We start from the raw sequence: 13,511 nt of genomic DNA on the forward strand, positions 1-13,511 counted from the left end.
GCCTAGCGGTAGCGCAAGCTACGTTGACGGATCGGGACGATCGCGCGGTGATGCCTGCCTCAAATCTTATTTATTTCTCACGACGGTTCCGCCCCAAAAACCGGCGTTGAGGCCTGTCGTCGCTACAAAAAAAAGTAAATACCAATTCAGAAAAACTCTGGATAGAAAACCTCCGCCAAAACATAGAATTTGAAACTTCGGCTGACGCTCAGCGGCAAGGCCACTAGCGTGCTCGACGCTATTAAGTTCTTTCTGAGGTTTTTGGGGCTCATGAAGTTCGTCAAGAAAATAACCTACGCCCTGAAGCGCGCTATTTTCCGGGTTTCTCCGGCTCTCTTAAGAAGGTTGGGCGCCAATTTCCAGCTACGGGTGCCTAGCCGGATGTTCATGGAGCAAGAGGTCTTTGACTACGTCAATGAACATTTCCGGCGCGGCGCGGCGGCTCCTGTGGCCAGGTGCCTTTTCATCGGTCTGGATAAGCACAACTGGCATTACGACCAGCTGTTGAGTCTTGACTTCTATTCAATCGACCTGAATCCGCGCAATGCGGCCTACGGCCAGCCCAACAGGCACGTGGTGGGCTCGGCGACAGAGCTGTCCTCTCACTATCCGCCCCACAGTTTTGATGTGGTGTTTGCCAATGGATTGATCGGTTTTGGCCTGGATACCGAGGAGGCATTCAATCAATTGATGTTTGAATGCCATCGCGTCCTGACGGGCGATGGGATGCTGGTGCTCGGCTATAACGACAAGCCCGATCGCCTGAGCTTCAAGGTCGAGCAGGCCAAGGGGTTTCAGGTCTACAAGACATTTGAGCCCGGCATCGCGGGGATGATGGGTGCGCGGCACATCGTGGCGGACGGGTTCCAGCATTGCTATGTGTTCTTGAGGCCCCGGCGCCTCGGGCTTGCGGAGCAGGGCCTGGCTTGGTAGCCATGGCAGAGTGCGCAGCCGCGTCCGTGTGGCCCAGCATTTCAAAAACGTAATCCCGCTATCCGCTTTCTGTCTGCATCGCCTTCCTAGAATTTGATCGTGCAGTCCCCTCCACGATACATAGGAATTAAGCATGCAGATGATCCGCAAAGCCGCATTGATCCTGGCGCTGTCGGCCGCCGCTACCGGCGCGGCGCTGGCGCAGCCCGCGCCGCCTCCGGCCGGCCTGGCCAATCCCTACGGTCCGTCATTGACGCGTGCCGAAGTGCTGGCCGACCTGGCGCTCTGGAAGCGTGCGGGCGTGGACCGGTTCTGGCGTGGCGAGGAGACGCCGGACATTTACAGCCCGGAGTACAAGGCCGCATTTACCGAGTACTTCCGCCTGCGTTCGGGGCCGGAGTATCAAGCCGAAGTGCAGCGCCAAAACGCGCTGCGCTGATAGCCGGCCGACGCGGCGGGAGAGCCCGGCGTGGCTGAATCCTCCGTCATCAATCCCCCCGAGTCCAGCCCCAGGTTGCAGCTTGCCGACCTGGAGCTGGACTTGTTGCGTTGCCGCGCCTATCGCAACCGGCAGTTCCTGCCGCTGACGCCCAAGGAGTTCGGCTTGCTGGCTTTCCTGATGCAGCGGCCCGGGGTGGTGTGTGTGGGTTGGGAGCTTGCCGAGCAGGTCTGGAAAATGAAGCTGCATGTCCACGACAAGCGCAATTTCAAATCCCATGCCGTTGCGGTCGCGATGCGCCGGCTGCGCAAGAAGGTCGATGCGGGTTCGGGTCCCAAGCTGCTGCATACGATACGGGGCGGCAGCTACCTGCTGACGGAAGGCCCGTTGTGACGCTCGCAAGTTCTTGAACGGCGGCCGCCATGCGTCGGGCCGCCATGCGCCGCGCGATACCAGGGAAAAAAATCGCGCACCCGAAAGGCGCGCGGCGATCATCAGGCTCCCTTCGCGGAGGAGGGCTCGATCAAGGGATTTCCTGCTTGCAGCGTTTTATGAAAGCTGGCGCTAGAACCGATGGCGGATGCCCATATTCACCTCGGTCGCCTTGGCGTTGTCCAGGAAGGCCCAGTTGGTGGTGTAGGACGCCACCGCATACAGATCGGTGCGCTTGGACAGGTTGTAGTTGTAGCCCAGGCTGTAGGTGTTGCTGGTGGCGTCACCGCCCGTGAGCTGCTTGTTGTTGGCGTCGGCGCGTTGCCACGATGCGAAGGCGCCGCCGGATTTGCCGACCGGGGCGGCCAGCGCCAGCATGTAGGCATTGGAGCGGAAGCCCTTGACGAAGGCGTAGGACGGCGTACCGGTAAATCCGCCGATGCTGCCGCCGTTGGGGAAGCCCTTGCCGGCGAACCAGCCGTCGGTCATGCGGTTGTAGGCCAGGGCCACCTTGACGACTTCAAAGTCGTAGGAGCCGCCGATGATGTAGGAACGCGGCGTGGCATCGGTCTGGCTCTGGCTCAGCTTGTTCGAGGCGTTGAGCTGGTCGTAGGTGGCAAAGCCCATGACGGGGCCGTTGTCGTAGCGCAGGCCGGCGGTGATGGCGCGGGTGTTGTCGGCGGTGGCGAAACCGGTCTGGGCGAGGCGGCGGTCGTCGGCGTTGAAGGCATAGCCCAGGGCGCCCTTGAAGCCGCCCATCGACGGGGTTTCATAGACGATCAGGTTGTCGTAGCGCACGAAGTAGGCCGAACTGAAACCCAGGCCGGCGCCGGTGTTCAATTGATTGAAGCCGCCGCCGAACGACGAGCCGAACATGCCGGTGAAGTAGCGCGCGGCGACGTTGTACTGCCGGCCCAGGCGGACCTCGCCCCAGTCGGCGCTGCCCAGGCCCACCGTGGCTTCGCGGCCGAAGAGGCGGCCGCTTTGCAGCGAGTTGCCGTTGCGGCTGTCGTAGCCGGACTCCAGCTGGAACAGCGCATACAGGCCGTCGCCCAGGTCTTCCTTGCCGCGCAGGCCCCAGCGCGAACCCGCGGTGGTGCCGGTGGTGGATCCGATGCGGCTGCTGTCGACGCGGGTGCGGCTGCCGGTGGCGGGATCGGTGTAGGCGCCGTCGACGTTGGCGTAGCCGATGCCGGTATCGATAAGGCCATAGAGCGTGACGGAAGAGGACTGCGCATAGGCGGCGCCGGACAGTGCCGTGGCGGCCGCCGCGACGTATAGCTTTTTCATTGTGGACTCCGTGAGCAGGGAAGATCGATATGCGTCATACCGACCGGAAGCCACGGAAAACATGTCTTCTGGCGGATAGGCAGGGCCAGTGTGAAGGCCGTTGCCCGACAATCCGCGGTCGCTGAAATTACAAATCTGATCGTCCCGGCATCACGGTTTTGTCATGTTCGCGTGGATCGCACATGACGCGGTGCCTGGCCGCTGGTCTTACCCCTCCAGCCCCCCCAGATCCGGCGGCCGGTTCTCAATAATCGCCTCCATGCTGAAGAACCCCGTCACCGTAGACAGCTCGAAATCCGTGATCAGCTTCTGGTAGAAGCGGTCGTACCCGGCCATGCCGCGGCAGACCACCTTGATGAGGTAGTCCCAGTCTCCGCCGATGCGATAGAACTCGGTCACTTCGGGCAGGCGCCCCACGTGTTGCCGGAAACCATCGGCCCAGGCCTTGGCGTGGTGGCTGGTGCGGATCATTACGAAGACCGTCAGGTCCAGCCCCAGTTCGACCAGGTTGACCTCGGCCCGGGTGCCGCGAATGATGCCGCAGGCGTTCAGGCGCTGCAGCCTGCGCCAGCAGGCGTTTTGCGACAGGCCGACGCGATCGGCCAGCTCGCGTTGGGACAGCGCGCCGTCCTTTTGCAGGCAGGAGATGATATTAAGATCAAACTTGTCTATTTTTTCCATATGAAAGATCAAATGACCCAATTTTAAGGAATTTAGGCAAAAATTAGGTGAGGTTTTAAATTTCACCCCATCGTATGATATTTCGACATTCCCAGGAATATCTTCGACATGAATACGACCACCAAAACAGCCTCCGCCCCGGCTACGCCGTTGCAGCAATTTCAAGAAAGCCTGAAGGCGGACGACGTCGCCGCGGCGCTGGCCGATGGGCTGATCGGCAAGGATGCGGTGGTCGACGGTCCCTATGGCGTCAAGCCGCTGGTCTATGCGGATTACGTTGCGTCCGGCCGGGCGCTGATGCAGGTCGAGCGCTTCGTTCTGGAGCAGGTGCTGCCGTACTACGCCAACTCGCATACCGAGGCGTCTTATTGCGGCGGCTTCATTACCCGCCTGCGCCGCGAGGCGCGCGCGGCGATTGCGCGCTGCTGCGGTGCGGGCGATGAGCACGCGGTGATTTTTGCGGGCTCGGGCGCGACGGCGGGGATCAATCGGCTGGTGCATCTGTTCGGCGTGCGCGAGGCCATCGCCGCGGGCCGCAAGGTGCGCGTCATCATTGGCCCCTACGAACATCATTCCAACATCCTGCCGTGGCGCGAATGCGGCGCGGAAATCGTCGAGTTGGCGGAAAGCCCGGAAGGCGGCCCCGATCTGGCGCAGCTGGATGCGGCGCTGCAAGCCGGGGAGGGCGCGCTGGTGGTCTGCGCGCTGTCGGCGGCATCGAACGTGACGGGCATCGTGGCGGATGTGGCGGAAGTGACCCGGCGCGTCAAGGCCGCGGGCGCCAAGATGCTGTGGGACTATGCCGGCGGCGCGCCCTATCTGCCGATCCGGATGACGCCCGCCGCCGACGCGGCGATTGACGCGATTGTTTTCTCGCCACACAAGTTCATCGGCGGCCCGGGCGCGTCTGGCGTGCTGATCGTGCGCCGCGACGCGGTGCTGGACACCACGCCCACCTGGCCCGGCGGCGGCACGGTCCGCTTCGTTTCGCCCGTGGGCCATGACTACAGCGGCAGCCTGGAAGCGCGCGAGGAAGCGGGCACGCCCAATGTGGTGGGCGATATCCGTGCCGCCCTGGTGCTGCTGGTGAAGGAAGCGCTGGGCGCGGACTTCATGCGCCAGCGCAATCAACATTTCGTGCAACGCGCGCTGGCCAGATGGCAGGGCGCGGCGCAACTGGAACTGCTGGGTTCGCTGACGGCGGCACGCTTGCCGATCTTCTCGTTCCGAGTGCGCAACGGCCGCGGCGGCTTCGTGCATCAGCAACTGGTGACGCGCATGCTGAGCGACCGTTTCGGCATCCAGGCGCGCGGCGGCTGCGCTTGCGCGGGCCCCTACGTGCATCGCTTGCTGGATATCGGCGCGGATGAATCGCTGCAGATGCGCCAGGCCATCCTGGACGGCCGGGAAATGGAAAAGCCGGGCTTCATCCGGCTGAACTTCAGCGTGCTGCTGGCGGACGAGAAGGCCGATTTCATCCTGGATTCGGTATTGGCGCTGGCCGCGGACGCAACCGAGTTCGAGCACCGCTACGGCTTCGACCCGAGCCGCGCCATTTTCTTCCCGAAAAGCGCCGACAAGCAGGCCGCGTGAGATGCGCGCCCGCCGCCAGGCGGGCCGCTCCATCCTTCAGTCAGTCCTTCATCTGGAGGCCGCAGGTTCTGATCCACGCGGCCTTCTTGTCCGCCAGCCCGTCGGACGCCTCGCTCAGCGTGCGTGCCATCCTTGCCGGAAACTTCACCCCTTTGCGGCGGCAGGCCTCGAAGTCGTCGACCAGGGCGTAGCGGGCATCCAGCAGGTCCAGCCGGCCCTGGCACAGTTCCCGATTCAGTTGCAGGTCGTTGGACGCTTCGCGCGTGCGCTGCACGTCCTGCGCGCGGTCGATGCGCGCCTGCTCCGCCTCGATCTGCGCGATGCAGTCTTCCGCGACCGCGGGCGCGCTGGCGCTGGCGGTGCAGATGAGCAGGACGGCAAGAGTACGGCGGTGGAGGGCGGCCATGCGGAGATACCTTGATAGTGCGACAGAATGGGCAGCATCATAACTGCTGGGAAAATCGGGACAGGAGCCGATGCGATCGGCCCTTTGTAGACAGGCATGACGCTTGCTGACTCCCGCATGCCGTTAAGGCCTCGAAAATCCACCGGCTCCACCATTCAGGCTGGGACATATGACGGATGCCAAAATCTGCGCTGGGCGGAAGGCTGTTCTCGTTGTCGATGACAACGAGACCGCCAGATGGATACTGGCCGAGATATTGGCCGGGGAGGGTTATGCCGTCTGCGAGGCGGGCAATGCCGACGAGGCGCTGCAGCGGCTCGGGGAGCGTCCCGACATACGCGCGGTCATTACGGACATCGAGATGCCGGGCTCCATGGATGGCCTCGAGATGGCGGCGCGAATACGCCATCAATCGCCTGAAATTGCCGTGCTTCTCACGTCGGGCCGTCATTACCCCGCAGCGGATGATCTTCCGCCAGCGACGAAGTTCATCCTGAAGCCATGGGCCGCGGATGAGTTGATTCGTGAATTGGAAACAGTGCTGTGCCTCAGCTACTAAGGAAGCAGGCGGGCCGAAATACCATCATTGTCCGGCCCCCTGCCCGGGGGAGGCCTTGGGGAAGTAGAGGGTGAATGTCGTACCCTCTTGGGCGGAACTGGCCACATCGACGTGACCGCCTGTTTGCGAGACGTAGCCGAAAACCTGGCTCAAGCCCAAGCCCGTTCCTTTGCCTTCCGGTTTGGTGGTGAAGAAGGGTTCAAAGATGTGGTCCAGAATTTCCGGCGCGATGCCTTCGCCATCGTCCGAAACGCTGACGGCGACAAACGGCCCGGTGGCGAGGCCTCCCTGTTCATCCGGGCGCGAGTCCACGCAGCTGACTGCAATTCTTACATTGCCGCCGAAAGGCATGGCGTCGGCGGCATTGACCACCAGATTCAACAAGGCGTTTTCCAGCTGGCTGACGTCGGCGCAAATGAGGCACGGGTCATCAGGGAGCTGGTACTGCACCCGGACCGCTGCCCCAAGTGTTGCCTGGAAGATCGGTTTCATCCCTTCGATGCATAGGCTCACGTCTACCTGGGAGGGTTCGAGAGGCTGGCGGCGCGCATACGCGAGCATTTGCTGGGTCAGGTGAGTCGCCCGCTGCGCCGTATCTGCAATGGCATTGAGGTACTTGAGGCGCTTTTCAGGCGCGAGTTCGGGGTTGCGCAGCAACTCCGCGGCCCCGTCGATGACCGAGATGAAATTGTTGAAATCGTGGGCCAGACCGCCAGTCACGCGCCCCAGCGCTTCCATGCGCTGGGCCCGATGCAGAGCCAGCTGGGTCGCCTGCAACTCGAGCTGGCTGTGCCGCTTTTCAGTGATGTCGCGCGTGACCTTGGCGAAACCGATGAGCTTGCCCGAACCGTCCCGTATGGGGTCTATGACCACGCTGGCCCAGAATCGCGAGCCGCCCTTGCGGACTCGCCAGCCCTCGGCCTCGAATCTGCCTTCGCTCGACGCGATGGCCAAGGCGCGCTGCGGGACGCCTGCGGCGCGATCTTCATCGGTGTAGAAGCGCGAGAAGTGCTGCCCGATGATTTCGGCCGCTTCGTAGCCTTTGAAGCGCTGCGCGCCGGCATTCCAGCTTGCGATGAAGCCATTGGCGTCGAGCAGGAAAATCGCATAGTCAAGGACGCCCTCCACCAGAAGCTGGTAGCGGTAGGGTTCATCCAATTGGGCCAAGCTGCTGAAAGGGGCAGCAGTCCCTTCTTCCGGGGGCTCGACGAGGCTCATTGGTACTCCAATTCGCGGTGCTGGGAGCACCAATTATTCATCGACGAAACCGACCGTGCAATGGTGCGGCGCCCGCAGCCATCCTTCGCCTTGAACCATCCCTGGGCTACTGGTCGGAAACCCAGTTTACGGCGTTCCAAAACTCGCCTACTGTGCTTCACATATCAACGACTCACAGGCGCTGCCATGCGCCTTCGTGTTAGACGGTCGAAGATAGAAATTTCTGTTTTATCAACACGTTACGTTGGAGATGAAAGAGAATGACCGACACCCTCATCAAGGTCGACCTGGCCCAATCCCCCTACGAGAACGCGCAGATCCACAATCGCTGGCATCCGGATATTCCGATGGCCGTGTGGGTCAAGCCGGGGGACGACTTCGTGCTGGAAACCTACGACTGGACCGGCGGCGCCATCAAGAACGATGACAGCGCCGACGACGTCCGCGACGTGGACCTGTCCACGGTGCACTTTCTTTCGGGGCCGGTGGGCGTGGAAGGGGCCGAGCCCGGCGACTTGCTGGTGGTGGACCTGCTGGACATCGGCGCCAAGCCGGACAGCCTGTGGGGGTTCAACGGCTTTTTCAGCCGCAATAACGGCGGCGGTTTTCTGACCGAGCATTTTCCGCATGCGCAGAAATCCATCTGGGATTTCCATGGCATGTTCACTTCGTCGCGCCATATTCCCGGCGTGAACTTCGCCGGGCTGATCCATCCCGGGCTGATCGGCTGCCTGCCCGACAAGAAGCTGCTGGATACCTGGAACCGGCGCGAGCAGGCGCTGATCGACACTAATCCCAACCGCGTGCCGCCGCTGGCCAACCCGCCCGCGCCGAAGACGGCGCATATGGGCGCCATGCAGGGCGCCGACCGCGACAAGGCGGCGGGCGAGGGCGCGCGCACCGTGCCGCCGCGCGAACACGGCGGCAACTGCGACATCAAGGATCTGTCGCGCGGCGCGCGGGTGTTTTTTCCGGTCTATGTGCAGGGCGGCGGCCTGTCAGTAGGCGACCTGCATTTCTCGCAGGGCGACGGCGAGATCACCTTCTGCGGCGCCATCGAAATGGCGGGCTGGGTGCACATGCGCGTGTCGCTGATCAAGGGCGGCATGGAGAAGTACGCCATCAAGAACCCGATCTTCAAGCCCAGCCCGATCACGCCGGCCTACAAGGACTTCCTGATCTTCGAAGGGATTTCGGTGGACGAATCCGGCAAGCAGCACTATCTGGACGTGAACGTCGCGTACCGGCAGGCTTGCCTGAACGCCATCGAATACCTGAAGAAGTTCGGCTATTCGGGCGCCCAGGCGTATTCGCTGCTGGGCTGCGCGCCGGTGCAGGGGCATATCAGCGGGGTGGTGGACATACCCAATTCCTGCGCCACGCTGTGGCTGCCGACGGAGATCTTCGATTTCGACATCCAGCCCTCGGCGTCCGGCCCCGTCAAGCACATCCAGGGCGGCGTGGACATGCCGCTGTCGCGCGACCGCTAGGAGACGCCGCCATGCCCATGTATGACTATGCCTGCGGCGATTGCGGCGAGTTCGCGGCGCTGGTGCCGCTGGCCCGGTGGCGCGATCCCGCCGCCTGCCCGCAATGCGGCGCGATATGCGGCCGCATCGTGGGCGGAGCGCCGGCGATTTCGGCGTTGTCGTCCGCGGTGAACCAGGCGCGCGCCGTCAACGAGCGCAGCGCGCACGAGCCGCGCAGCTCGCGGTCCGGCCACGGCATGAATTGCGGATGTTGTTCTGGCGGCAAGACGGGCGGCAAGACGCGCACCACGCCGGACGGGGCAAAATCGTTCGCGGGCGCCAGGCCCTGGATGATCAGCCACTGAGGACGTGCCGCCAGCGTGCAAAGGCCCCGCTTGTGCGGGGCCTTGTTTTTACCGCACGTATGCCGCCGGTTCAGGCTTCCAGCGGCGCCACCGCGGCGCCCTGGATTTTGTGGCGGGCCAGGGCTTCGGCGACGAAGCCCGATTTCTTCATGGCTTCGACGAAGGCGGCCAGGTAGGCGCTGGCCTTGTCGCCGCGGCTCTTGGGCACGCCCATGGCCTGGCGGATCAGCATGAAATGGCCGTCCAGCAGGCGCAGGCCGCCCAGGCGCTGTGCGTCGGCTTCAAGCTGCTGTTTCACGCCTGCGGCGACTTCCATGTTTTCCTGCAAGAAGGTGTCGACGACGGCCGGCGAGGTCGGCGCGCGGAAGATCTCCGCCTGCTTGAGCTCGCGCGTCAGGTACAGGTCGTAGGCGCTGCCCTTGCCGACCACCACGCGCTGGCCCTTGCGGTCCACTTCCTCCATGCTGGCGATGGGCGAGTCCTGGCGCACCAGGTAGGCGCCTTCGATGACCACGTAGGGCGCGGTGAAAGCGATCTGGGCGCCGCGCAGCGGGTCGATGGCGAAGAAGCCCACGTCGGCCTGTTCGGCGGCCACGGCGTTGACGGATTCGCCGGCCGACTTGAACACCACTAGTTCAAGCCCCACGTCCAGGCGCCGCGCCAGTTCCGTGGCCAGGTCCACCGACACGCCGCCGGCCTGGCCGGTGACGGGGTCGGCGTTGGCCAGGATCGGGTTGCCCAGATTGATGGACGCGCGCAGCGTGCCGGTGGGGGCGAAGGCGGAGAGCAGCTCGTGATCGGTCTTCATGATTTCCTTGGGCATGGGGATCGCGCGCACGGGCGCGGACGATGCGGCAAGCATAGCCGCAAGCGCCCGCGTTGCGCGATGCGTCACGTTGCGCGATGCGTTACTGGGCGCGGCGCAGGACGTAATGCGGGGCCAGCGGGCCGGTCGGGCGGGTGCCGTCGCGGTACAGCATCGTTACCTGGTTTTCGCCGACGAAATAGCGCTGGCTATCGCCGGACGCGTCGAGCCGGATGGTGCTGCCGTCGGATTCCCAGCTGAATGTCCCGGTTACGACCTCGGGCTGCGGCTGGCGGTCCAGGTACTGGGTCTGTCTTTCGTAGCGGCCGTCCTGCTCCAGGGTCAGCCGGGTGCGGATGCCCGGGCAGTCTGCGCAAGGCAGGGTGCCTTCGTAGCTGCCGGCCCAGTCCAGCGAATCGCGGGCGGTGTGGCTGTCGACGGGCACGGACCCGCCGGAGCCGGGCCGGGAGGGCGCGCAGCCGGCGAGCAGGGCTAGCGTCAGGGCGCAGGTCAGGGTGGTTTTCATCATGGCGAGCTCCTGTTTGGCGAACCGGTCACGATACGGATAGTAACGGGGCGGTGCTGAAACGGGATGTAAAGCGCGCGGGCCTGGCGCGGCCGCGCATGCGCTACGCTAGGCTGTTTTCCGGGCGCGCCGGCCTGGGCTTTCCCCCTTGAATAGGACGATTCCGATGAAAGGCGAACACCGTTACAACGTCACCGTCGACTGGACCGGCAACACCGGTACGGGCACCTCCAGCTACGCCGCCTATTCCCGCGACCACCTGATCCGCGCGGCGGGCAAGCCCGATGTGCCGGGCTCGTCCGATCCTGCCTTCCGTGGCGATCCCGCGCGCTGGAATCCCGAGGACATGCTGGTGGCGTCGCTGTCGGCCTGCCACAAGCTCTGGTACCTGCACTTCTGCGCGGTCGAAGGGGTGACGGTGCAGGCCTACCACGATGAAGCGGAAGGCGTCATGGTCGAGGACCGCGAGCGCGGCGGCGCCTTCAGCGCCGTCACCCTGCGGCCCGAAGTGACCATCCGCGCCGGCGACGACGCGGCGCTGGCGGCCGAGCTGCACGAGCGCGCGCATCACTTCTGCTTCATCGCCAACTCGGTCAACTTCCCGGTGCGCTGCGAGCCGCGCATCGTGCACGCCGACTGAGGGCCACCGCCATGCTGACCATCTGGGGACGCCGCAGTTCGTTCAATGTGCAAAAGGTGCTGTGGCTGGCGGGCGAGTTGGGCCTGGAATACGAGCACGTGCTGGCCGGCGGCCAGTTCGGGTTACTGGACACAGCCGAATTCCGCGCCATGAACCCGCACGGTAAGGTGCCGCTGTTGCGCGACGGCGCCACGGTAGTGTGGGAGTCCCATGCCATCCTGCGCTATCTGGCCGCGCGCGACGGCGCTGGCCGGTTCTGGGCGGACGACCCGGCGCAGCGGGCGGGCGCCGACGGCTGGATGGACTGGGCCCAGACCGCCTTGCAGCCGGCTTTCCTGACGGGCGTGTTCTGGGGCTATTACCGCACGCCGGAGGCCCAGCGCGACACGGCGGCCATCGAGCGCGCCGTCGCGGCCACGCACGCCTGCCTGCGGCAGCTGGACCGCGCGCTGGCGGACCGGCCCTATCTGTGCGGCGAGTCCCTGGGGCTGGCGGACATCCCGGCCGGCACCACGCTCTACCGCTATTTCGAACTGGATATCCCGCATCCGCCCATGCCCCATCTGCAAGCCTGGTACGAGCGCCTGCAGGCCCGTCCCGCTTATCGCGAGCATGTGATGATGCCGTTCGGGGAGTTGCGCGGGCGGCTGGATTTCTAGGCGGGATTTACAAATTTCCCGACGGGCGATGTCACATCCTGCCAGGCTATCTCGTCCTAGGGGTAATGGCGCCGCATTCCGCGGCGCATGCCTGTCTTGCTGGAGAAAGATCCATGAGCACTGCCCGCCTGAACGCCTACACCGCCTCGCCCACGGCCATGAAGGCGATGATCGCCCTGAATGACTTCGTCGAGAACTGCGGTCTGGAACACAGTCTGCTTGAACTGGTGAAGATGCGCGCTTCGCAGATCAACGGCTGCGCCTACTGCCTGTACATGCACTCGACCGATGCCCGCAAGCAGGGCGAAACCGAAATGCGCCTGTACCTGCTGGACGCCTGGCGCGAGTCTTCGCTGTACAGCGAACGCGAGCGCGCCGCGCTGGCGTGGACGGAAGCGCTGACCCGGTTGCCCGAGACCGGCGCGCCGGACGCCGACTACGCCGAAATGGCCAGGCATTTCAATGAGGAAGAGCAGGTCAACCTGACGGTCGCCATCAACATGATCAACAGCTGGAACCGCATCGCCGTGGGGTTCCGCTCGCAGCATCCCAAGCACTGAGGCCCTGGCCCCATGAGCGCGTCCGCCATTTCCGATGCCGTTGCTGACTTCGAGCCCCATCGCAGGCATCTGCAGGGCCTGGCCTATCGCATGCTGGGTTCATGGGCAGAGGCCGAGGACGTCGTGCAGGACGCCTGGCTGCGCTGGCGCGACGTGGATCGCGGCCAGGTCGAAACGCCGCGCGCCTTCCTGTCGCGCACGGTCACTCGGCTGTGCCTGGATCAACTGAAGTCGGCGCGCGCGCGGCGCGAGGAATACGTCGGACCATGGCTGCCGGAACCCTTGCCCGACGCCGCCAGCTATCAGGCGCCGGGGGCGGGGGAAATCGCGCACGACCTGTCGGTGGCGCTGATGCTGGCGCTGGAGCGGCTGTCGGCGCTCGAGCGGGCCGCTTTTCTGCTGCACGACGTGTTCGACATGCCGTTCGCGGAGATCGCGGCGACGCTGGGCCGCAACGAGGCCGCCTGCCGCCAGTTAGCCGCGCGGGCGCGCAGCCGCGTGCGCGATGCGCGTCCGCGATTCGCGGTGACGGAGCAGGAGGGCGCGCGCATCGCCGATGCCTTCTGGCAGGCGTCACGGGCGGGCGACGTGGACGCGTTGCGCAGCCTGCTGGCGCAGGACGCGGTGCTGCATGCGGACGGCGGCGGCAAGAAGCTGGCCGTGTTCAGACCCATCCTGGGCAGCGACAAGATCGCGCGCTTCTTCGCCGGCCTGTCGTCCAAGCCCAGCGGCCAGTTCCTCGATGCCGTGGTGACGCAGTTGAACGGCATGCCGGGCGTGCTGGCGACCGAACTGGACGGCTTGCCCCGCTCCACCACGCTGGAGGTGCGCGACGGCAGGATCACCGCCATCTACATCGTGCGCAACCCTGATAAGCTGCGCCATGTCGCGGCGCTGCCGCCCAGTCTGCCGCAACGCTGATTCCCGACCTCTTTG

At 64.5% G+C, this 13,511-nt stretch carries 17 protein-coding genes; 11 read left to right on the plus strand and 6 right to left on the minus strand.

Going from position 1 to position 13,511, the window contains the following annotated elements:
• The first annotated feature begins 270 nt into the window (after nt 1-270).
• From IPU70_RS19130 to IPU70_RS19140, 3 genes are all read left to right on the plus strand, one after another.
• Complete coding sequence (locus tag IPU70_RS19130) at nt 271-933, plus strand: class I SAM-dependent methyltransferase (protein WP_207469387.1); 663 nt, start codon at nt 271-273, stop codon at nt 931-933.
• 133 nt (nt 934-1,066) lie between these two features.
• On the plus strand, nt 1,067-1,372 hold the full coding sequence (locus tag IPU70_RS19135; RefSeq protein ID WP_207469388.1) for a DUF4148 domain-containing protein: 306 nt from the start codon (nt 1,067-1,069) through the stop codon (nt 1,370-1,372).
• A gap of 30 nt (nt 1,373-1,402) precedes the next feature.
• Nucleotides 1,403-1,765 (plus strand): winged helix-turn-helix domain-containing protein, encoded by a 363-nt coding sequence (locus IPU70_RS19140; protein WP_207469389.1) that lies wholly within the window; start codon nt 1,403-1,405, stop codon nt 1,763-1,765.
• A 171-nt stretch (nt 1,766-1,936) separates the two neighbouring features.
• Here IPU70_RS19140 and IPU70_RS19145 read toward each other — a convergent pair whose 3' ends face one another.
• Both IPU70_RS19145 and IPU70_RS19150 read right to left on the minus strand, forming a co-directional pair.
• Nucleotides 1,937-3,094: a porin gene (locus IPU70_RS19145; RefSeq protein WP_207469390.1), complete on the minus strand. Its 1,158-nt coding sequence runs from the start codon at nt 3,092-3,094 to the stop codon at nt 1,937-1,939.
• Nucleotides 3,095-3,301: 207 nt separating this feature from the next.
• Nucleotides 3,302-3,775 carry an Lrp/AsnC family transcriptional regulator gene (locus IPU70_RS19150; protein WP_013394879.1) on the minus strand — a complete coding sequence of 158 codons (474 nt, stop codon included), beginning with the start codon at nt 3,773-3,775 and terminating at the stop codon, nt 3,302-3,304.
• Between the two features lie 108 nt (nt 3,776-3,883).
• Between IPU70_RS19150 and IPU70_RS19155 the strand changes: the two genes are divergently transcribed.
• Nucleotides 3,884-5,368 carry an aminotransferase class V-fold PLP-dependent enzyme gene (locus IPU70_RS19155; RefSeq protein WP_207469391.1) on the plus strand — a complete coding sequence of 495 codons (1,485 nt, stop codon included), beginning with the start codon at nt 3,884-3,886 and terminating at the stop codon, nt 5,366-5,368.
• Nucleotides 5,369-5,408: 40 nt separating this feature from the next.
• Here IPU70_RS19155 and IPU70_RS19160 read toward each other — a convergent pair whose 3' ends face one another.
• The gene (locus IPU70_RS19160; protein WP_207469392.1) at nt 5,409-5,774 is read right to left on the minus strand and encodes a hypothetical protein; all 366 of its coding nucleotides are present in this window, start codon (nt 5,772-5,774) and stop codon (nt 5,409-5,411) included.
• A 169-nt stretch (nt 5,775-5,943) separates the two neighbouring features.
• Here IPU70_RS19160 and IPU70_RS19165 point away from each other — a divergent pair, with 169 nt between their 5' ends.
• Nucleotides 5,944-6,333, plus strand: coding sequence for a response regulator (locus IPU70_RS19165; protein ID WP_207469393.1), 390 nt, complete (start codon nt 5,944-5,946; stop codon nt 6,331-6,333).
• Nucleotides 6,334-6,357: 24 nt separating this feature from the next.
• Here the strand turns inward: IPU70_RS19165 and IPU70_RS19170 are convergent, their stop codons facing one another.
• Entirely contained in the window at nt 6,358-7,551 is a 1,194-nt protein-coding gene (locus tag IPU70_RS19170; protein WP_207469394.1) for a nitrogen regulation protein NR(II), read from the minus strand.
• Nucleotides 7,552-7,811: 260 nt separating this feature from the next.
• Here IPU70_RS19170 and fmdA point away from each other — a divergent pair, with 260 nt between their 5' ends.
• Nucleotides 7,812-9,041, plus strand: a complete 1,230-nt coding sequence (gene fmdA / locus IPU70_RS19175) for a formamidase (RefSeq protein WP_013394874.1) — start codon at nt 7,812-7,814, stop codon at nt 9,039-9,041.
• A gap of 11 nt (nt 9,042-9,052) precedes the next feature.
• Nucleotides 9,053-9,385: a zinc ribbon domain-containing protein gene (locus IPU70_RS19180; protein WP_207469395.1), complete on the plus strand. Its 333-nt coding sequence runs from the start codon at nt 9,053-9,055 to the stop codon at nt 9,383-9,385.
• Nucleotides 9,386-9,455: 70 nt separating this feature from the next.
• On the opposite strand, the gene IPU70_RS19185 is transcribed toward IPU70_RS19180, so the two are convergent.
• Nucleotides 9,456-10,193: an ABC transporter substrate-binding protein gene (locus tag IPU70_RS19185; protein WP_041655839.1), complete on the minus strand. Its 738-nt coding sequence runs from the start codon at nt 10,191-10,193 to the stop codon at nt 9,456-9,458.
• A 100-nt stretch (nt 10,194-10,293) separates the two neighbouring features.
• Nucleotides 10,294-10,719, minus strand: coding sequence for a copper resistance protein NlpE (locus IPU70_RS19190; protein WP_013394871.1), 426 nt, complete (start codon nt 10,717-10,719; stop codon nt 10,294-10,296).
• Between the two features lie 163 nt (nt 10,720-10,882).
• Between IPU70_RS19190 and IPU70_RS19195 the strand changes: the two genes are divergently transcribed.
• From IPU70_RS19195 to IPU70_RS19210, 4 genes are all read left to right on the plus strand, one after another.
• Nucleotides 10,883-11,356, plus strand: a complete 474-nt coding sequence (locus tag IPU70_RS19195) for an OsmC family protein (RefSeq protein ID WP_207469396.1) — start codon at nt 10,883-10,885, stop codon at nt 11,354-11,356.
• 11 nt (nt 11,357-11,367) lie between these two features.
• On the plus strand, nt 11,368-12,015 hold the full coding sequence (locus IPU70_RS19200) for a glutathione S-transferase family protein (protein WP_207469397.1): 648 nt from the start codon (nt 11,368-11,370) through the stop codon (nt 12,013-12,015).
• Between the two features lie 113 nt (nt 12,016-12,128).
• Complete coding sequence (locus IPU70_RS19205; protein ID WP_207469398.1) at nt 12,129-12,575, plus strand: carboxymuconolactone decarboxylase family protein; 447 nt, start codon at nt 12,129-12,131, stop codon at nt 12,573-12,575.
• A 12-nt stretch (nt 12,576-12,587) separates the two neighbouring features.
• Nucleotides 12,588-13,496, plus strand: a complete 909-nt coding sequence (locus tag IPU70_RS19210; protein WP_207469399.1) for a sigma-70 family RNA polymerase sigma factor — start codon at nt 12,588-12,590, stop codon at nt 13,494-13,496.
• Nucleotides 13,497-13,511: the final 15 nt, after the last annotated feature.

Source organism: Achromobacter sp. SD115 (assembly GCF_017355315.1).
Lineage (GTDB): Bacteria > Pseudomonadota > Gammaproteobacteria > Burkholderiales > Burkholderiaceae_B > Achromobacter > Achromobacter xylosoxidans_B.